The sequence below is a fragment of the Streptomyces sp. NRRL F-5650 genome, assembly GCF_000721365.1.
GTDB lineage: Bacteria > Actinomycetota > Actinomycetes > Streptomycetales > Streptomycetaceae > Streptomyces > Streptomyces ardesiacus.
The window spans coordinates 12,196-31,455 of sequence record NZ_JOGV01000008.1 but is presented as its reverse complement, the minus strand read 5'-3'; the positions used below and the strand labels follow the sequence as shown (position 1 = coordinate 31,455).

The 19,260-nt window shown below is 71.4% G+C and carries 18 protein-coding genes and 2 pseudogenes; 15 read left to right on the top strand and 5 right to left on the bottom strand.

The annotated features are described in order from the left end of the window. Nucleotides 1-42 precede the first annotated feature (42 nt). Together IG88_RS0109915 and IG88_RS0109910 are read left to right on the top strand one after the other, a co-directional pair. A complete protein-coding gene (locus IG88_RS0109915) occupies nt 43-441 on the top strand; it encodes an OB-fold nucleic acid binding domain-containing protein (protein WP_076976707.1) in 399 nt (132 codons plus the stop codon). Between the two features lie 3 nt (nt 442-444). Next, nucleotides 445-1,254, top strand: coding sequence for a DUF3159 domain-containing protein (locus tag IG88_RS0109910; protein ID WP_031037631.1), 810 nt, complete (start codon nt 445-447; stop codon nt 1,252-1,254). Nucleotides 1,255-1,402: 148 nt separating this feature from the next. Here the strand turns inward: IG88_RS0109910 and IG88_RS0109905 are convergent, their stop codons facing one another. Further along, nucleotides 1,403-2,083 (bottom strand): potassium channel family protein, encoded by a 681-nt coding sequence (locus IG88_RS0109905; protein ID WP_031037629.1) that lies wholly within the window; start codon nt 2,081-2,083, stop codon nt 1,403-1,405. Beyond that, entirely contained in the window at nt 2,083-2,754 is a 672-nt protein-coding gene (locus IG88_RS0109900; protein WP_031037626.1) for a potassium channel family protein, read from the bottom strand. The genes IG88_RS0109905 and IG88_RS0109900 overlap by 1 nt, the downstream gene beginning before the upstream one ends. Before the next feature lie 547 nt (nt 2,755-3,301). On the opposite strand from IG88_RS0109900, the gene IG88_RS0109890 reads away from it, so the two are divergent. Together IG88_RS0109890 and IG88_RS0109885 are read left to right on the top strand one after the other, a co-directional pair. Then, a complete protein-coding gene (locus tag IG88_RS0109890; protein ID WP_031037623.1) occupies nt 3,302-5,371 on the top strand; it encodes an APC family permease in 2,070 nt (689 codons plus the stop codon). 50 nt (nt 5,372-5,421) lie between these two features. After that, entirely contained in the window at nt 5,422-6,762 is a 1,341-nt protein-coding gene (locus IG88_RS0109885; RefSeq protein WP_031037620.1) for a class I SAM-dependent RNA methyltransferase, read from the top strand. Nucleotides 6,763-6,828: 66 nt separating this feature from the next. Here IG88_RS0109885 and IG88_RS44230 read toward each other — a convergent pair whose 3' ends face one another. After that, on the bottom strand, nt 6,829-7,515 hold the full coding sequence (locus IG88_RS44230) for a hypothetical protein (protein WP_234332109.1): 687 nt from the start codon (nt 7,513-7,515) through the stop codon (nt 6,829-6,831). A 209-nt stretch (nt 7,516-7,724) separates the two neighbouring features. Continuing rightward, entirely contained in the window at nt 7,725-8,501 is a 777-nt protein-coding gene (locus IG88_RS0109875) for an IclR family transcriptional regulator (RefSeq protein WP_031037615.1), read from the bottom strand. Between the two features lie 68 nt (nt 8,502-8,569). Here IG88_RS0109875 and IG88_RS0109870 point away from each other — a divergent pair, with 68 nt between their 5' ends. From IG88_RS0109870 to IG88_RS0109835, 8 genes and pseudogenes are all read left to right on the top strand, one after another. Then, nucleotides 8,570-9,730 carry a cupin domain-containing protein gene (locus tag IG88_RS0109870; protein ID WP_031037613.1) on the top strand — a complete coding sequence of 387 codons (1,161 nt, stop codon included), beginning with the start codon at nt 8,570-8,572 and terminating at the stop codon, nt 9,728-9,730. 1 nt (nt 9,731) lies between these two features. Further along, the gene (locus IG88_RS0109865; RefSeq protein WP_031037610.1) at nt 9,732-10,559 is read left to right on the top strand and encodes a fumarylacetoacetate hydrolase family protein; all 828 of its coding nucleotides are present in this window, start codon (nt 9,732-9,734) and stop codon (nt 10,557-10,559) included. After that, entirely contained in the window at nt 10,556-11,191 is a 636-nt protein-coding gene (locus IG88_RS0109860) for a maleylpyruvate isomerase family mycothiol-dependent enzyme (RefSeq protein WP_031037607.1), read from the top strand. The genes IG88_RS0109865 and IG88_RS0109860 overlap by 4 nt, the downstream gene beginning before the upstream one ends. 13 nt (nt 11,192-11,204) lie before the next feature. Further along, nucleotides 11,205-12,473, top strand: a complete 1,269-nt coding sequence (locus tag IG88_RS0109855) for an FAD-dependent oxidoreductase (protein WP_031037604.1) — start codon at nt 11,205-11,207, stop codon at nt 12,471-12,473. Beyond that, nucleotides 12,470-13,254: pseudogene (locus IG88_RS38570) on the top strand (thiolase family protein); the annotation flags it as partial. The gene IG88_RS0109855 and the pseudogene IG88_RS38570, both read left to right, overlap by 4 nt. Then, nucleotides 13,227-13,520, top strand: a pseudogene (locus IG88_RS0109845) (CoA-transferase); the annotation flags it as partial. The pseudogenes IG88_RS38570 and IG88_RS0109845, both read left to right, overlap by 28 nt. Next, on the top strand, nt 13,520-14,182 hold the full coding sequence (locus tag IG88_RS0109840) for a 3-oxoacid CoA-transferase subunit B (protein WP_031037599.1): 663 nt from the start codon (nt 13,520-13,522) through the stop codon (nt 14,180-14,182). The pseudogene IG88_RS0109845 and the gene IG88_RS0109840, both read left to right, overlap by 1 nt. Before the next feature lie 88 nt (nt 14,183-14,270). Next, complete coding sequence (locus IG88_RS0109835) at nt 14,271-14,879, top strand: TetR/AcrR family transcriptional regulator (protein WP_031037596.1); 609 nt, start codon at nt 14,271-14,273, stop codon at nt 14,877-14,879. Nucleotides 14,880-14,886: 7 nt separating this feature from the next. Here the strand turns inward: IG88_RS0109835 and IG88_RS0109830 are convergent, their stop codons facing one another. Beyond that, entirely contained in the window at nt 14,887-16,032 is a 1,146-nt protein-coding gene (locus tag IG88_RS0109830) for a LysR family transcriptional regulator (RefSeq protein ID WP_234332108.1), read from the bottom strand. Between the two features lie 121 nt (nt 16,033-16,153). On the opposite strand from IG88_RS0109830, the gene IG88_RS0109825 reads away from it, so the two are divergent. From IG88_RS0109825 to IG88_RS0109815, 3 genes are read left to right on the top strand one after another with little or no spacing between them, the layout of a single operon-like run. Further along, nucleotides 16,154-17,128 carry an aryldialkylphosphatase gene (locus IG88_RS0109825; RefSeq protein WP_031037591.1) on the top strand — a complete coding sequence of 325 codons (975 nt, stop codon included), beginning with the start codon at nt 16,154-16,156 and terminating at the stop codon, nt 17,126-17,128. A 48-nt stretch (nt 17,129-17,176) separates the two neighbouring features. Further along, nucleotides 17,177-18,133 carry an aryldialkylphosphatase gene (locus tag IG88_RS0109820; RefSeq protein ID WP_031037588.1) on the top strand — a complete coding sequence of 319 codons (957 nt, stop codon included), beginning with the start codon at nt 17,177-17,179 and terminating at the stop codon, nt 18,131-18,133. A 12-nt stretch (nt 18,134-18,145) separates the two neighbouring features. Then, the gene (locus IG88_RS0109815) at nt 18,146-19,258 is read left to right on the top strand and encodes an FAD-dependent oxidoreductase (RefSeq protein ID WP_031037586.1); all 1,113 of its coding nucleotides are present in this window, start codon (nt 18,146-18,148) and stop codon (nt 19,256-19,258) included. Nucleotides 19,259-19,260 lie beyond the last annotated feature (2 nt).

Genomic DNA, 19,260 nt, shown 5'->3' with positions numbered 1-19,260 from the left:
GAGGGATGCGTGGCTGTCGGCGGACCCCGGTACGCTTCAGGCATGAGTGCTGCTCCGCGTTCCGACAAGCCGGTGGGCCGGTTCCGGCGCATGTTCGACCGGCTCTCCTCGTCGCAGGAGGACCTGGAGTCGGAGGAACTGCGCGAGGACGCCGACACCGCCGGCTGCACCCGCATCGGAGACTGCCAGGACCGGCAGGTCGTGTCGGTAACTGGTACCTTGCGCACGGTCACCCTGCGACCGCGTGCGGGCGTTCCGGCCCTGGAGGCCGAGCTGTTCGACGGTTCCGCCGCCCTGGACGTGGTGTGGCTGGGCAGACGCTCCATCGTGGGCATAGAGCCGGGGCGCAAGCTCATCGCATCGGGCCGGATCTCGATGAGTCACGGCCGCCGGGTGCTCTTCAACCCGAAGTACGAACTGAGACCCCTCGGACGGGAGTAGCCGGTGACGTCGCTCGACAAGCCGACCCAAGAGACGACAGAGGCCGACGACGCCCGGGCGGTGACGGAGGCCGCGCTGTTCGAGGCGTTCGGCGGCGTGCGCGGCATGATCGAGACGGTGCTGCCGGGCCTGCTCTTCGTCACCATCTTCACGCTCAACAACGACCTGCACTTGTCGGCGATCGCGGCCCTGGCCGTGTCGGTGGTGCTGGTCGTGGTCCGGCTGGCGATGAAGGACACCGTCAAGCACGCGTTCAGCGGGGTCTTCGGGGTCGCCTTCGGCGTGGTCTTCGCGATGATGACCGACAACGCCAAGAACTTCTACCTGCCCGGCATGCTCTACACCCTGGGCCTGGCGCTGGCGTACATCGTCACCTCGCTGGCCGGTGTGCCGCTGATCGGCCTGATCCTCGGCCCGGTCTTCAAGGAGAACCTCTCCTGGCGCACCCGCAACCCGGGCCGCAAGAAGGCGTACACGAGGGCCAGCTACGCCTGGGGCTTCATCCTCCTCGCCAAGTCCGCGATCCTCTTCCCCCTGTACTGGTGGACGGACACCGAGCAGCTCGGCTGGGTCCTGGTCACCCTGAAGATCCCGCCCTTCCTGCTGGCCGTCTGGCTGACCTGGGTCTTCCTGGCCAAGGCGCCGGCGCCCATCGACGTGTTCGCGGAGATGGAGGCGGCGGAGGAGGCCGAGAAGGCGGAGAAGGCCGAGCGGGACCGGCGCGGGCAGGAGGCGGACGGCACGCCGGCGGTGTCGTCCGGGGCCGACGGGGAGAGCGGGGACCCGCGCGGCGGCAGGCACCGCAGGGCCTGACGGCACCACGGGACGAACGGCACGGCACGAGAGGGGCCGGTACGGCGGGGGGGGGCCCGGAGATCTCCGGGCACCCCACCGCCGTACCGGCCCACCGCCGTACCGGCCCGTCCCGTCGGCGCACCGGCCGGCGGGACGGGCGTACGGGTCAGACCAGCCCGTCGGGCCGCCGCCGTGCCGACAGCAGGTCCTCCAACTGCTCCTCACGGGCCTGCGCGGCGACGAAGAGCAGCTCGTCGCCCGCCTCCAGGGAGTCCTCCAAGGAGGGCGTCAGCACCCGCGTGCCGCGGATGATGGTCACCAGCGAGGTGTCCTCGGGCCACTGGACGTCACCGACCTGCGTGCCGGCCAGCGCCGACTCCTCCGGCAGCGTCAGCTCGACGAGGTTGGCGTCGCCGTGGCTGAAGCGCAGCAGCCGGACCAGATCGCCGACGCTCACCGCCTCCTCCACCAGGGCCGACATCAGCCGCGGGGTGGAGACGGCGACGTCCACGCCCCAGGACTCGTTGAAGAGCCACTCGTTCTTCGGGTTGTTCACGCGGGCGACGACGCGCGGAACGCCGTACTCCGTCTTGGCCAGCAGGGACACGACCAGGTTGACCTTGTCGTCGCCCGTCGCCGCGATGACGACGTTGCAGCGCTGGAGCGCCGCCTCGTCCAGGGACGTGATCTCGCACGCGTCGGCGAGCAGCCACTCCGCCATCGGGACGCGCTCGACCGAGATGGCCGTCGGCGCCTTGTCGATGAGCAGGATCTCGTGGCCGTTCTCCAGCAGTTCGCCCGCGATCGAGCGGCCGACCGCGCCGGCTCCGGCAATGGCGACCCTCATCAGTGACCGCCCTCCTCTTCGGGACCCTTGGCGAACGCCGCCTCGACCTTGTGGACCTCGTCGGTGCGCATCATCACGTGCACGAGGTCGCCCTCCTGCAGGACGGTCTGCGAGGAGGGCAGGATCGCCTCCCCGAGCCGGGTGACGAACGCCACCCGCACGCCCGTCTCCTCCTGGAGCCTGCTGATCTTGTGACCGACCCAGGCCGCGGAGGTGTGCACCTCGGCGAGCTGGACGCCCCCGGTGGGGTCGCGCCACAGCGGCTCGGCACCCGCGGGCAGCAGCCGGCGCAGCATCTGGTCGGCCGTCCAGCGGACGGTGGCCACGGTGGGGATGCCGAGGCGCTGGTAGACCTCGGCGCGGCGCGGGTCGTAGATGCGGGCGGCGACGTTCTCCACACCGAACATCTCGCGCGCCACCCGGGCGGCGATGATGTTGGAGTTGTCGCCGCTGGAGACGGCGGCGAAGGCGCCGGCCTCCTCGATGCCCGCCTCGCGCAGGGTGTCCTGGTCGAAGCCGATGCCGGTGACCCGGCGTCCGCCGAACGAGGAGCCGAGGCGCCGGAAGGAGGTGGGGTCCCGGTCGATCACGGCGACCGTGTGCCCCTGCTGCTCCAGGGTCTGGGCGAGCGCGGAGCCCACGCGCCCGCAGCCCATGATGACAATGTGCATCGCCTCACACCGCGCTTCCTGCGGGCCCGCCGGTCTTCGTGGATGTCGTCATGTCTCTCTTTCGGCTCGCCTGGCGACACGTCGCGGCCAGTGTGCGGGCCGCAGTGGAACATCATGCCGGTGCGCACCGCGGCCGCGGCCGCTAGGTCCCCGGTAGCCGGGTTCCCCGTGCGGACCGTACGTGGCGGATGTCCGGCCCCAACGTATCGGCAAGCCTCCGGGGCCCGCAGGAGCCGTCTCACCCCCTGGCCGACGACCCCCGGCGGCAGATGCTGCGGATGCTGGCGCGGGTCAGGAAACCGAGGCCGACGAGGGTGGCGGCGCCGCCGATCAGCTCTGCGCTCAGGTGCATGGGACCTCCAGGGGCGGCGACGGCCGGGAAGCGGCAGGGCTTGCCCGGGGTGAGCAGTCATATAGGCATGCGAACCCCGTCACCTGCGCAATCCGCAGCCGGAGAACGCTCCGAATTCACCCGTAGGGCAGACTGCGGGCGGATCGGGGGTGGCGGTTGGGCGGGCGCCCGTTCGAACGCTTACGATCCTCTGTTGTGTCCAAACTGACCGACGTGCCCAAACGGATCCTCATCGGGCGCGCACTGCGCAGCGACCGGCTGGGCGAAACGCTCCTGCCGAAGCGGATCGCCCTTCCCGTCTTCGCGTCCGACCCGTTGTCCTCGGTGGCGTACGCGCCCGGCGAGGTGCTGCTGGTCCTGTCCATCGCGGGCGTGTCGGCCTACCACTTCAGCCCCTGGATCGCGCTCGCGGTCGTCGTCTTGATGTTCACCGTGGTCGCCTCGTACCGCCAGAACGTGCACGCCTACCCGAGCGGCGGCGGCGACTACGAGGTGGCCACCACCAACCTGGGCCCGAAGGCCGGCCTGACCGTGGCCAGCGCACTGCTGGTCGACTACGTCCTGACGGTCGCCGTCTCCATCTCCTCCGGCATCGAGAACCTGGGCTCGGCGATCCCCTTCGTCGTGGAGCACAAGGTCCTGTGCGCGGTCGCCGTCATCCTGCTGCTGACCCTGATGAACCTGCGCGGGGTCAAGGAGTCGGGCACCCTCTTCGCCATCCCGACGTACGTCTTCGTCGCGGGCGTCTTCATCATGATCGTGTGGGGCGCCTTCCGCGGCCTGGTCCTGGGCGACACCATGCGCGCCCCGACGGCGGACTACGAGATCAAACCCGAGCACGGCGGCCTGGCCGGCTTCGCCATGGTCTTCCTCCTCCTGCGCGCCTTCTCCTCCGGCTGCGCCGCCCTCACCGGTGTCGAGGCGATCTCCAACGGCGTCCCGGCCTTCCGCAAGCCCAAGTCCAAGAACGCGGGCAACACGCTCGCGCTGATGGGCCTGCTCGCCGTCACCATGTTCTGCGGCATCATCGCGCTGGCCACCGCCACCGACGTCCGCATGTCCGACAACCCCGCCACCCAGCTCTTCCACAACGGGGTCGCGGTCGGCGCCGACTACGTCCAGCACCCCGTGATCTCGCAGGTCGCCGAGGCGGTCTTCGGCGAGGGCAGCTTCCTGTTCGTCGTCCTCGCCGCCGCCACCGCGCTGGTCCTCTTCCTGGCCGCCAACACCGCCTACAACGGCTTCCCGCTCCTCGGCTCGATCCTCGCCCAGGACCGCTACCTGCCGCGCCAGCTCCACACCCGCGGCGACCGGCTGGCCTTCTCCAACGGCATCGTGCTCCTCGCCGGCGCGGCCATGCTCCTCGTCGTCGTCTACGGCGCCGACTCGACCCGGCTGATCCAGCTCTACATCGTCGGCGTCTTCGTGTCCTTCACGCTCAGCCAGATCGGCATGGTCCGCCACTGGAACCGCAACCTGGCCGCCGAACGCGACCAGGCCAGGCGCCGCCACATGATCCGCTCCCGCGCGATCAACGCCTTCGGCGCCTTCTTCACCGGACTGGTCCTGGTCGTGGTCCTGGCCACGAAGTTCACCCACGGGGCCTGGGTCGCCCTGCTCGGCATGTGCATCTTCTTCGCGACGATGACGGCCATCCGCAAGCACTACGACCGCGTCGCCGAGGAGATCGCGGCCCCGGAGGACCCCGAGGAGGCGCAGAGCGACGACATGGTGCGCCCGTCGCGGGTCCACTCGGTGGTCCTGATCTCCAAGATCCACCGCCCCACGCTGCGCGCCCTCGCCTACGCCAAGCTCATGCGCTCCGACAGCCTGGAGGCGCTCAGCGTCAACGTCGACCCGGCCGAGACCAAGGCCCTGCGCGAGGAGTGGGAGCGCCGCGGCATCGCCGTACCCCTGAAGATCCTGGACTCCCCCTACCGCGAGATCACGCGGCCGGTCATCGAGTACGTCAAGAGCCTGCGCAAGGAGTCCCCGCGCGACGCTGTCTCGGTCATCATCCCCGAGTACGTGGTCGGCCACTGGTACGAGCACCTGCTGCACAACCAGAGCGCCCTGCGCCTCAAGGGCCGCCTGCTCTTCACACCGGGCGTCATGGTCACGTCCGTCCCGTACCAGCTCGAGTCCTCCGAGGCCGCCCGGCGCCGGGCCCGCAAGCGCCAGGACTGGAGCGCGCCCGGCGCGGTGCGGCGCGGCCCGGCCCAGCAGCCGCAGGACCGGCCGAAGGACTCCTCCTCGTCCACGTAGACTGGACGGCTGTTGTCCTTGTCGCCCCCGTTCTCTGGAGTCACCCCGCCATGCAGGCAGAACCGAAGAAGTCGCAGGCGGTCTCACTGGTGGGTGAGGAGTACGAGGTCGAGGTCGGCCCCGTCGCCCACGGCGGCCACTGCATCGCCCGCACCGCCGAGGGCCAGGTGCTGTTCGTCCGGCACACCCTGCCCGGCGAGCGGGTCGTGGCCCGGGTCACGGAGGGCGAGGAGGGCGCCCGCTTCCTGCGCGCGGACGCGGTCGAGATCCTGGACGCCTCCAAGGACCGCGTCGAGGCGCCCTGCCCCTTCTCCGGGCCCGGCCGCTGCGGCGGCTGCGACTGGCAGCACGCCAAGCCGGGCGCCCAGCGCCGCCTGAAGGGCGAGGTCGTCGCCGAGCAACTGGAGCGTCTGGCGGGCCTTACGCCCGAGGAGGCCGGCTGGGACGGCACGGTGATGCCGGCCGAGGGGGACAAGCTGCCCGCCGGGCAGGTCCCGTCGTGGCGCACGCGCGTGCAGTACGCCGTGGACGCCGAGGGCCGCGCGGGGCTGCGCAGGCACCGCTCCCACGAGGTCGAGCCGGTCGACCACTGCATGATCGCGGCGGAGGGCGTCAGCGAGCTGGGCATCGAGCGCCGTGACTGGCCCGGCATGGCGACGGTCGAGGCGATCGCGGCGACGGGCTCGCAGGACCGCCAGGTCATCCTGACCCCGCGCCCCGGCGCCCGCCTGCCCCTCGTCGAGCTGGACCGCCCGGTCTCGGTCATGCGCGTCGGTGAGAAGGACGGCGGCGTCCACCGCGTCCACGGCCGTCCCTTCGTCCGCGAGCGTGCCGACGGCCGCACGTACCGGGTCGGCTCCGGAGGCTTCTGGCAGGTCCACCCGAAGGCCGCCGACACCCTGGTCACCGCGGTCATGCAGGGCCTGCTGCCCCGCAAGGGCGACATGGCCCTGGACCTCTACTGCGGCGTCGGCCTCTTCGCCGGCGCCCTGGCCGACCGCGTCGGCGACCAGGGCGCGGTCCTCGGCATCGAGTCCGGCAAGCGCGCCGTCGAGGACGCCCGCCACAACCTCGCCGCCTTCGACCGCGTCCGCATCGAGCAGGGCAAGGTCGAGTCCGTCCTGCCCCGCACCGGCATCGACGAGGTCGACCTCATCGTCCTGGACCCGCCCCGCGCGGGCGCCGGCCGCAAGACGGTCCAGCACCTGTCGTCGCTGGGCGCCCGCAGAATCGCCTACGTCGCCTGCGACCCGGCGGCCCTGGCCCGGGACCTGGGGTACTTCCGGGACGGGGGGTACCGGGTGCGGATGCTGCGGGTGTTCGATCTGTTTCCGATGACGCACCATGTCGAGTGCGTGGCGATTCTGGAGCCTGCTGCAAAAGGGCTCTGACTGCCAGTTTCCCCTGTTCTCAGGGATGGGCGGATGTGCTCGACATGTTTCCCGCACACCATGACGTCAAGCGTCTCGGCCCCTCGCGGATGCTGTCTGACCTGGTGTTACGCCGCCCGGTGCCGGGATGGTGGTGGGGGGGTGTGGGGGGCCGATGTCGCGCCACGGGTGGCTGTCGGCCGTTTCGGCGCTTGTTTGACGCTCGTCCTGACGAGCCGTCATTGCAGGTTGGGCTCCTGGACGAGCGCCGGTCGGCCCGACGCGGATGTGGTTGCGTATGCCGACAGAAGTGGCTGAGCGGACGCGCAGGCCGAAGGCGGTGAGTGCCGCGGCGACGGCGGCTGCCGCGGCGCACACCAGGAACGCGGTGCTGAAGCCGCTGCCCAGGGCGCCCAGGGCCAGGCTGTGGGCCGCGGATCCCGGGGTGCCGGGCGGCAGGCTGTTCACGGCGATGGGTCCTCCGGCCTCGGCGATCTCCCGCGCCGCCGCCACCTGGGCGGGTGGCAGGTCCGCGCCGGACAGGTTCGCCGCGAACGCCGACCCTGCGTTGCTGAGGGCGACCGCGCCGACGACGACGGGGCCGAGGGCGGAGCCGAGGCCGCGCAGCATGTTGGTGGTGGCGCGCAGCGCGTTCGCGACCTGGGCCACGAAGACCGCGCCGCAGGCGGCAGCCAGTGTTCCCGCGTAGCCCGGTGTCCGGGCGGCCCCCGCGGTTGGGTCCGGGGGCGTCGTCGTCCCGTTGTTGAGCGTCATTGCTGTTCTCCCTGGCTGGGAATGCGGGTGTCCCGGAAGCGGGAGCCTCGGAAGAGCGTGGAAGGGCTCGGCTCTGCGTGCGGTGGGGGAGAGGGCGCGACGAGAGCCGGCGCGATGCCGGGGAGAATGACACTTTGCTTTACTTCGCGTCAACGAAGTGAGCAGGAAATAATAACTCTGTTCTTCGCGTAAGACTGACGAGTCGGGGACTACGGCTGGTCGGCCAAGTCCTCTTCAAGGGAGTGGGCCGCGGTCTCCAGCGTGGCGACCAGGGAGCGCAGGCGCTGCGGGTCGTAGCGCGTGCTGGGCATCGAGACGGAGAGGCCGGCCAGCGCGGTGCCGTCCTGGCCGCGCACCAGGACACCGACGGCGACGAGACCGCGTTCGGACCGCTCCCGGTTGACGGCGAAACCGCTGCGGTGCACGCGCCTGAGCTCCGTCCGCAGCCGAGCGAGGTCGGGCCGGTCGGCCGGGCGGTCGCGGTAGCGCTCGGGGGCGTAGACCTTCTCCAGCTCCTCGTCGGGCAGGTCGGCGAGCAGGAGGAGTCCCGCCGTGGTGCGGTGGGCGGGGAAGACCATCCCTTCCCGGGAGCCGACCCGAAGGGCCTGCCGGCACTCGACGCTGGCAATGAACCGCACCGTGTCCCCGGTGCGCACGACCAGGTTCGCGGTCTCGTCGAGGAGATCGACGACCCGGCGCAGGTGGGGAATGGCCGCCGTGCGCAGCCGCGACACGAGCGACTGGGAGTGGGCGGCCAGCTCCAGCACCGGCCCGGCGCGGTAGATGCGGTCCTCGCCCCGCACGGCGAAGTCCCGGTAGACGAGCATCGCCAGGAGGCGGTGGGCCGTCGACCGGGCGACACCCAGGCGCTCCGCTAGCTGTGCCACCGTCGCGCCGCCCTCCATCTGCAGCATGGTCGCCGCCCGCAGCGCGTGGTCCACGCTGGCGATGAGGTAGGGCGGCGGCGTCTTGAGCGGCTTGTCCATGGTTGCCTCCGAATTCTGCTCTCCAGAATCTACATGTTCGAACAGCAGACGCCATGCACGCTGGCTCCGTGACTGAGTCCTCGCTTACCCAAGACATCGCCACGGGCTCTCCGGTGCGGCTCCAGGCCGTCTCCGCCGAGGGGCAGCCCGAGGTCACCCCGGCGCTCGAGGAGCTGTACCGGGGCTTCGAGCAGGAACTGCTCGTCCCGTTGTGGACCGAGATCGGCGACCTGATGCCGGCCCACCCGCGCTCGCGCGCCGTACCGCACCTGTGGCGCTGGGAGCGGCTGCGCGCGCTGGCGTCCGAGGCGGGCGACCTGGTCCCCGTCGGCCGCGGCGGCGAACGCCGGGCCATCGCTCTGGCCAACCCCTCCCTCGGCGGCCGGCCCTTCGCCACCCCGACCCTGTGGGCCGCCATCCAGTACCTGATGCCCGGTGAGGACGCCCCCGAGCACCGCCACACCCAGCACGCCTTCCGTTTCGTCGTCGAGGGCTCGGGCGTGTGGACGGTCGTCGGGGGCGACCCGGTGCCGATGAACCGCGGCGATTTCCTCCCGCAGGCCGGCTGGAACTGGCACGCCCACCACAACGCCACCTCGGAGCCGATGGCCTGGATCGACGGCCTGGACATCCCGTTCCAGTACGTCACCGAGGCGCAGTTCTTCGAGTTCGGCCGCGACGAGATCAGTGACGCCGAGCGGACCACCCCCGAGAGGTCCCGCTCAGAGCGGCTGTGGGGCCACCCCGGCCTGCGCCCCCTGTCGGCCGCGCCCGCGACACCGGGCAGCCCCCTGCTGTCGTACAAGTGGGAGTACACCGACGCCGCACTGCGCGACCAGCTCCTGCTGGAGAAGGAGGGCTTCGGCGGCACCGTCGAGCCCGGTCACGCCGCGGTGCGCTACTCCAACCCGCACGACGGCTCCGACGTCCTGCCGACGATCCGCGCCGAGTTCCACCGCGTCGCCCGCGGCGCCGAGACCGCGCCCCTGCGTGAGACCGGCTCCTCCGTCTACCAGGTCTTCGACGGATCCGGCACGGTGACCGTCGGCGACAGGTCCTGGACTGTCACCCGCGGCGACCTGTTCGTGGTCCCGTCCTGGGAGCCGTTCTCCGCGAAGTCCGAGGCCGGGGCGTCCGACTCCGACTCGGGCGCCCTTGACCTCTTCCGTTTCTCCGACACGCCCGTCTTCGAGGCGCTCAAGCTCGACCGCACCCAGAAGGACGGCTGACATGAAGCTCGCCACCCTCCGCACCGCCGACGGCACCCGGGCGGTCCGCCTCGACGGCGACACGCTCGTCGACCTCGGGTACGCCGACCTGGGCGAACTGTTCGCCGAGGACGACTGGCAGGGCAAGGCAGCCGCCGCGTCCGGCACGACCTACCCCGTCGAGGGCGCCGGCTTCGCGCCGGTCGTCCCGAACCCCTCCAAGGTCGTCTGCGTCGGCCACAACTACACCAACCACATCAAGGAGATGGGCCGGGACCTGCCGAACCACCCGACCCTCTTCCCCAAGTTCGCCGAGACCCTGCTGGGCGCGAACGACGACATCGTCAAGCCGGCCGAGACCGACGCGCTCGACTGGGAGGTCGAACTGGCCGTCGTCATCGGCAAGCAGGTCCGGCGCGCCGACGAGCGGCGGGCCGCCGAGGCCATCGCCGGCTTCACCGTCATGAACGACATCTCGCTGCGCGACTGGCAGTTCCGCACCATCGAGTGGACCCAGGGCAAGATCTGGGAGGCCACCACCCCGGTCGGCCCCTACGTCGTCACCCCCGACGAGGTCGGCGGCGTACGACCCGCGCTCGAGGTGAAGACGGTCGTCGACGGCGAGGTCATGCAGCAGGACGACACCGGCACCCTGCTGTTCGACCCGGTCTTCCTGATCCAGTACATCTCCACCGCCATCACCCTGAACCCCGGCGACATCATCGCCACCGGCACCCCGGCCGGCGTCGGCAACGCCCGCGACCCCAAGGTCTTCCTGCTGCCCGGCCAGACCGTGGTCACCGAGATCACCGGCCTCGGCACCTGCACCAACAAGGTGGTCGAGGGATGACCGGCGCCCCGCGCACCCTCGACGACGCGCGCGCCTGGGCCCGTACCGGCACTGAGCTACTGCTCGACGCCGTTGCGGGACTGGACGAGGATGCCTTCTCGGTGCCCAGCCTGCTGCCGGACTGGACGCGCAAGCACCTGGTGGCGCACGCCGCCGCCAACGCCGACGCCCTGTGCAACCTGGTGCACTGGGCGGCCACCGGTGAACCCACGCCGATGTACGCCTCCACCGAGGAGCGCGCCGCCGGCATAGCGAAGGGCCCCGCCCTCTCCGTCGACGAGCTCCGCTCCTGGCTGGCGGCCTCCGCGCACAAGCTGGCGGCGGGACTGGACGGGCTGACCGACGAGCAGTGGGGGCGCGAGGTCGTCACCGCCCAGGGCCGCACCGTCCCCGCCACCGAACTGCCGTGGATGCGCGCCCGCGAGGTGTGTGTCCACGCCGTCGACCTCGGCACCGGCGTCGTCACCTTCGCCGACCTGCCGAAGGGCTTCCTGACCGCGCTCGTCGCCGAGATCAGGGCGAAGCGCGGACTGGTCGAGCTGCCCGACGGCCCGCTTCCGGAGGTCGCCGCCTGGCTGGCGGGCCGGCCCCACTCGCTCGCCGGCGCCCCCGCGCTCGGCCCCTGGCTGTAGAGGAGTGCATCCCATGTCCCACCCTGATGTGATCGTCGTCGGCGGCGGCCTCGGCGGCCTCGGCGCCGCCTTCTCGCTCACCCGCCAGGGCCTGGACGTCCGCCTGCTGGAGAGCGCCCCCGCCTTCGGCGAGGTCGGCGCCGGCATCCAACTCGCCCCCAACTGCACCCGCATCCTCGACGACTACGGCCTCCTGGACGAGGCCAAGAGCCTCGGCGTCGTCCCGGACGCGATGGTCATGCGCGACGCCGTCGACGGCGACGAGCTGACCCGGCTCGACCTGCGCCACCTGGAGCAGCGCTACGGCTACCCGTACCTGGTCATCCACCGCAGCGACCTGCACGGCCTGCTGCTGCGCGCCTGCGAACGCGCCGGCGTCGAACTGATCAACGACGCGCAGGTGACCTCGTACGAGAACACCGACGGCGGTGCCCGCGTGACCCTCGCCTCCGGCGAGAACCACGAGGCCGGTGTCGTGATCGCCGCCGACGGCCTGCACTCCGTCGCCCGCGGGCTGCTCGTCGACGACGAGCCCGTCTCCTCCGCCTACGTCGCCTACCGCGGCACCGTCCCCGCCGAGCAGCCGCGCGTGGCGTCGGTCGACCTGCGCGAGGTCGTCGTGCACGTCGGCCCCCGGTGCCACTTCGTCCACTACGGCCTGCGCGGCGGCGAACTGCTCAACCAGGTCGCCGTCTTCGAGTCGCCCAAGGCGCTCGCCGGCCGGGACGACTGGGGCACCCCCGACGAACTCGACGCCGCCTTCGCCGACACCTGCGACTTCGTCCGCGACGGCCTGCCCTTCATGTGGCGGGACAAGTGGTGGCGGATGTACGACCGCGACCCGATCATGCAGTGGGTGCACGGCCGGATCGCGCTGCTCGGCGACTCCGCACACCCGCCGCTGCAGTACATCGCACAGGGCGCGATCATGGCCATCGAGGACGGCTGGGTACTGGGCGAGCACGTCGCCCGCAACCGCGCCGCGGACGGCACGGTCGACTGGAGCGCCGCGCTCGCCGCCTACGAGGCCGTCCGCCCGGAGCACTGCCGGCGTGTGCTGACCACCTCCCGCGCCTGGGGCGAGCTGTGGCACCTCGACGGCCTCGCCCGCGAGCAGCGCAACGCACTCCTGCGCGCCCGCGACACCCACGACTACTCCTTCACCGACTGGCTGTACGGCCCGACCGCCCTGACACCGGACCAGGAGCCGGAGATGTTCACGCCGATCCCGCTGTCCTCGGCGCCGGTCGGTGAGGCGGCCCTCGCGGGGGGCGCGGCATGAGCGAAGTTCATCTGTACGCGGCGGCCCGCACCCCGTTCGGCCGGTTCGGCGGCGCACTCGCCGGGGTGCGCCCCGACGACCTCGCGCCGCGACCGCGCTGACCGGCCTGCTCGACAAGACCCCGGACCTGGATCCCGCCGCCGTCGGCGACGTGGTGTGGGGCAATGCCAACGGCGCCGGCGAGGACAACCGCAACGTCGGCCGGATGGCGGCGCTGCTGGCCGGACTGCCGGTGAGCGTGCCCGCCACGACCGTGAACCGGCTGTGCGGCTCCAGCCTCGACGCGGCGATCATCGCCTCTCGCACCCTGGAGTCGGGCGACGCCGACGTCGTCGCGGGCGGCGTGGAGTCCATGACCCGTGCCCCTTGGGTGCTGCCCAAGCCGGACCGGGCCTTCCCCGCCCGCGACGTCACGGCCGTCTCCACCACCCTCGGCTGGCGGCTGGTCAACCCCGCGATGCCGAAGGAGTGGACGGTCCCGCTGGGCGAGTGCAACGAACTGCTCCAGGAGCGGTTCGACATCTCCCGGGAACGCCAGGACGCGTTCTCGGCCCGCTCGCACCGCCTCGCGGCCGCCGCCTGGGACGAGGGCTTCTACGACGGCCTGGTCGTGCCGGTGGACGGACTCGCCCGCGACGAGGGCATCCGCCCGGACACCTCGCCGGAGGAGCTGGCGGCCCTGAAGCAGTCGTTCCGCCCGGACGGCACGATTACCGCGGGCAACGCCTCCCCGCTGAGCGACGGTGCCTCAGCAAGGAGACCCGGGAGATCGACGGACGCGCGCATGTCCTGGAGTTCCCCGTCAAGGGCGACGTGGCGCTGATCTCCGCCCACCGCGCGGACACCATGGGGAACCTGGTGTACCGCAAGACCGCCCGGAACTTCGGGCCGGTGATGGCCACGGCCGCCACCACGGTGATCGCCCAGGTGACCGAGATCGTGCCGGCCGGGGGGATCGACCCGGAGACCGTGGTGACGCCCGGCATCTTCGTCGACCGACTCGTACGGGCCGAGGCCCGTCGGCTCACCGTGGAAGGGGCCCGCTGATGACGTCCTCCGTGCTGGAGCAGGCCGACCGCGCCCCGCTCACCACCGGCCAACTCGCCGCGCGCATCGCCCGCGACATCCCGGCCGGCTCCCACGCCAACCTCGGCATCGGGCAGCCGACCCGGATCGCCGAGCACCTGCCGCCCGACGCCGGGGTCGTGCTGCACACCGAGAACGGCATGCTCGGCATGGGCCCGGCCGCGACCGACGACGAGATCGACCCCGACCTCACCAACGCCGGCAAGGTGCCCGTCACCGAGCTGCCCGGGGCGGCGTACTTCCACCACGCCGACTCCTTCGCCATGATGCGCGGCGGCCACCTGGACGGGTGCGTCCTCGGCGCCTTCCAGGTCTCGCAGCACGGCGACCTGGCCAACTGGCACACCGGCGACCCCGACGCGATCCCCGCCGTCGGCGGCGCCATGGACCTCGCCGTGGGGGCCCGGCAGGTGCTGGTGATGATGAAGCTGTTCACCCGGGACGGCGCGCCCAAGCTGGTGCCCGCGTGCACGTACCCGCTCACCGGGCCCGGCTGCGTCCACCGCGTCTACACCGACCACGGCGTCTTCGCCGTCGGCCCGGAAGGCGTCCGGGTGCTGGAGACGTACGGCATCTCCGTGGCCGCACTGCGGGAGCGCCTGGACGTCGAGCCGACCGCCTGACAGGACGAGAGCTTTACACGACGTCGTCAGCGCGTGCTGTGCGTAAGCTGAGCGTTCGCCGTGCCGGGGCAGGGTTAGGATCTCCGGTATGGCGAACCTTCGTGAGGCCCAGAAGCAGATGACCCGCCGTCTGCTGATGGAGTCGGGACTCGAGCTCTTCAAGGCGAAGGGGTACGGCGCCACCACGGTGGACGACATCGCCACCGCCGCGGGCACCACACGCGTCACCTTCTACGCGTACTTCCCCTCCCGCAGCGAGCTGATGCGGGCGCTCATCGACGAGCAGCTCAACGAGGCCCTCCAGCGCGTCCGCTCGCCCGAGCACGGCTCCACCGCCCAGGACCTGGTGGCCACCGTCGCCGACGGTTCGGCGGAGGCGATCATGGCGTGGCTGCGCCGGACCGCCGAGAGCTGGCCGGTGATCCGGCCGATCATCCGCATCGGCCGGGAGGCCGCGGTGATCGACCCGGACCTGCCCGACCTGGTGGAGCGCTGGCTGGAGGAGGCCATCAGCGACATCGAGGACGGCCTCACCGCGGCCGGCCGGTTCGCACCCCACCAACGGCACTTCCGGGGCGTGCTCGCCATGTCCCAGCTCGACTACGTGGCCCAGCACTGGGACGGCTCCGACTGGAAGCTGACCCGCGACCAGATGCTGGAGGAGCTTGCCGACGGCTGGGTGCGCCTGCTGAACTGACCGGCGCTCAGCGGCCCGCCGCGACCTCCTGGAGCAGCGCCCGCAGCCACGTGACGAAGTGCTGGTCGGTCAGCCTCGGGTTCCACACCATGTCGGTCCCGAGCCCGGGCAGGGGGAAGGGGAACTCCTCGATCCGCAGGTCGGACAGCCGCCGCATGGCGACGGCCACCTGGTGCCGCAGCAGCGCGTCCCCGCCGGCACGGGCCACCAGGAAGGGCACCAGCAGGAAGTCGGAGCTCCGCTGTCCGACCCGGTAGGGGATGCCCTTGTCCTCCAGCACCGAGTACGGGAAGACACGTCGGTCGGTGTCGACCACGACGTGCGGCTGGGTCGTCAGCAGCTCCAGGGCCTCTGCCTGAGCGGGCGTGTCCGGCGCGGCCACCACTACGACCCGATCGTCGTACAGCCGCTCCCGCGGATACCGCGAGAAGTGCCCCTCCGAGATCAGCACCACGTCGACGCCCTGATCGGTGAAGGTCGTCTCGGTCGGCACCGTGATCGTGCGCAGCCGCAGCGTGGCGTGCCGGGCGCGCTCCCGGACGAGCCGGGTCAGCCGGGGGCCGACGACGAACGCCGTGCTCGTCGTCATGGCGACCGTGATGATCCGGCCGTCCGTCGCCGGGTCGAAGACCGGGAAGTTCACGGTGCGCGCCGTCTGCTGCAGGGCGCTGCGCAGCGGCCCCACCAGTTCCAGCGCGCGCGGCGTCAGCGTGACCCCGCTGCCCCGCCGGACGACCAGGTCGTCCCCGAGGAGGCGCCGCATCCGGGTCAGGGCGTGGCTCATCGCGGGCTGGGAGAGGCCGACGCGCTCCGCGGCCTTCGTCACCGACCGCTCCTCCAAAAGCGCGAGAAGGGGCACCAGGAGATTCAGGTTGACCGACGCCAGCCGGTCCAGGCCCGAGTTCGTGTGCCCCGTTCCGCCGCGCTCATGGGGCGCAGCCTGCGCGGCCGTCTGGGTCATCCGGCGCAGCCGCGGGATCGGTACGCGGTAGTCCAGGGCGACGACGTCGGCGGTGCCGTCGGCGTGGGGCCGGCGCATCAGAGCGGGCCCGCCGCCGGGCTCCCCGTCGACGTACCCCGGCTCGCCGTCCACGGGCAGGGTGCCGACCAGCCCTTCCGGAGCCGCACAAGGGGTTCCGTGACGCTCGTGCAACCCGTAGTGAATTGTTTTTTCGTGGCGTTCGTTTCATTGACGTCACGTAAAGCGAATCGCTAGCGTGACGGCAGCCACAGGGTGCGAGGACGCACCCCACACCGACATGTGAGGCATGCGCATGAGCGTCGAGAGCACCACCGTCAACACCGTCCTGGGCCCGTTGCCTGCCACCGAACTGGGCGTCGTCCTGATCCATGAGGCGCTGCTGTCGGTGGTGCCGGGCGCCGAGCACGCCTACGACATCGCTCTCGACCGCGCCGAGATCTTCGAGACCCTCGCCGCCAAGCTGGACGGCTTCAAGGCGCACGGCGGCGGCACGATCGTCGACAGCACCGGCATGTTCCACGGCCGCGACGTGCGGCTGTACGAGACCCTCTCCCGCACCACCGGCGTGCACATCGTCGCCTCGACGGGCCAGGGCCCGGAGGAGCTGCTCGGCGGCTACTTCCTCACCCCGCAGACCAACCCGCCGACGCCGTGGCCGGCCGAGAAGTTCGCCGACCTGTTCACCAGGGAGGTCACCGAGGGCATGGTCGTCCCGCGCGTCGAGCGGCGCGGCGCCGCCGGCCTGGTCGCCACCGCCGCCACCCGCACCGGCATGACCGCGACCGACGAGAGCCTGTTCCGGGGTGCGGCCCGGACCGCGCTCGCCACTGGCGTCCCCGTCTCCATCCGCTACGGCAAGGATGCCCTGCACGACCTCGAAGTGGTCCTGGACGAGAAGCTGCCCGCCGACCGGGTCGTCGTCGGCGGACTGGACCGCAAGGACGCCGTCGCCGCCGGCGCACCCCTGGAGGTCGCCCGCCGCGGTGCGTACGTCGCGATCGACCACGTCGGCACGCAGGACGAGGGCCATGTGACGGACGCCGAACGCATCGCCCTCGTCCTGGAGCTGGCCGAGGCCGGCCTGACCGGCCGGGTCCTGCTGTCGGCCGGCGCCACCGGAGTCGCCAAGGGCCACCCGGGCAACGACCTGCCGTACAGCCACGTCCTGAGCGACTTCGTCCCGCTCCTCAAGGACAAGGGCCTCGGCGAGGACGACGTACGGCGGATTGTCGTGGACAACCCGCGGGACCTGCTGTCGGTGCGCTGAGCGCCCCGCGGATACGGCCATCAAGTCTCTTTCTCAAAGGTGAGTGTTGTGTCGAGAGTGAACACGGTCCTGGGTCCCGTCCCGGCCGAGGAACTGGGCATCGTCGCGGTCCACGAGCACATCGGGTACGGCATGCCCGGCTCCGAACTGGACACCAAGTGGTGGAAGACGCCCGAGCAGCGGTACGAGGAGACCGTCCCCAAGCTGCGACGGTTCCACGAGCTGGGCGGCGGCACGTTCGTCGACGCCACCGGCATCTGCAACGGCCGTGACGTCGACTACTACAGGTCCCTGTCCGCGAAGACCGGCGTGCACATCGTCGCCTGCACCGGCTTCGTCGGCGGCGACACCGCCCTGCCGCACTTCGCGAACGCCGATGTCGACTACCTGGTGCGGCAGTTCGTCCACGAGATCACCGTCGGCATCGGCGACACCGGCGGCCGCGCCGGCGTCATCAAGGTCGGCGTGAGCCGGGGCGGCCGGATGACCGACCTGGACAAGCGGATCTACCGGGCCGCCGCCCGCGCCGCCCTCGCCACGGGCGCCCCCATCCTCACGCACCTCGCGATCGACGCCGAGAACGCCGTCGCGATCTTCCACGACGAGGGACTGCCCCTGGGCCGCGTCCTGTTCGGGCACGTCGACGACGGCGTCAACGCCGACAAGACCCGCGACGTGTGGATCGCCGAGCAGGGCGGCCGCATCGGCTTCGACACCTTCGGCTACGAGACCGAGCTGCCCGACCCGCCGTTCTGGGCCCGCCCCCGCAAGGAACGCCTCGACCACTTCCTGCGCTTCATCGACGGCGGCCGCCGGATCCACCAGGTCCTCGCCTCCGCCGACGCCAACTGTTCCCCGCTCGGCTGGCCCGGCGTCAAGGGGCACACCGTCAACTACATCTTCGAGGACCTCATCCCGGACCTGCGCTCCGCCGGCCTCGACGACACGGCGATCAAGACGATCTTCGTCGACAACCCCGCCGCCTTCCTGACCCTCCAGAAGTAGAGAGAACCAACGATGCAGCTCCCGGACCTCAAGAACCTCAAGATCGCCGTCGTCGGCGCGGGGTACGGCGGCGCGGCCGCCGCCAAGGCGCTCAGCCTCCTGGGTGCCCGCGTGGACGTCTACGAGCAGGCCAGCCGGGTCCGCGAGGTCGGCGCCGGCATCGGCCTGCGCCCCTCCACCATGAACCGCTTCCGCGAGTGGGGGATCTTCGATGCGATCGCCGACGTCACCTCGCCCAGCGACTACTTCGAAATCCTCACTGCCACCGGTGACCCGATCATGAAGGAGGCGTGGCCCGCCGACGGCGAGCAGGTCCACACCCACCTCATCCATCGCGGTGACTTCATCGACGCCCTCATGGGCGTGCTCCCCGAGGGCATGGTGCACCTCGGCCACAAGCTGGAGAGTGTCGAGGACAAGGGGGCGGGCGCCGTCCTCACCTTTGCTGACGGCACCGAGGCCGAGGCCGACCTGGTCGTCGGCGCCGACGGCATCAAGTCGGTCGTCCGCCACCAGATGTTCAGCCAGAAGCCCCCGGTGTTCTCCGGCGAGCACGCCTACCGCACGGTGATCTCCACTGACGCCGCCCACGGCATGGTCGTCGACGACAACCTGCGCATGTACATCGGCCGCGGCACCAAGGTCTACCTGCTGCCGCTGCGCCACCGTGGCCAGGTGTCCTTCGACATCACCGCCCTCAACCCGGACGGCACCTGGGCGCCGCAGGTCACCAAGGAGGACCTGCTCAAGACGGTCGAGGGCTTCGACGAGCGCCTGGTGGCCATCACCCGCGACCTCGACATGGACACCGTGAACATCCGCGCGGTGTACGACATCGACCCCGTCGACACCTGGCACACGGACTCCGTCGTCCTCGTCGGCGACGCCGCTCACTCGATGCTCCACCACCAGGGCCAGGGCGCCAACTCGGCCATCGAGGACGGCGGCGCGCTCGCCGACGCCCTGAAGCAGGCCGGCTCCCTGAAGGAGGCGCTCGCCCTCTACCAGGCCACCCGCAAGCCGGTGACCGACGAACTGCAGCGCATCTCGCGTCAGGGCTGGACCGAGGAAGAGATCAACGACGTCTTCCCCGGCCAGAAGCCCGCCACCGCAGGACAGGAGTGACC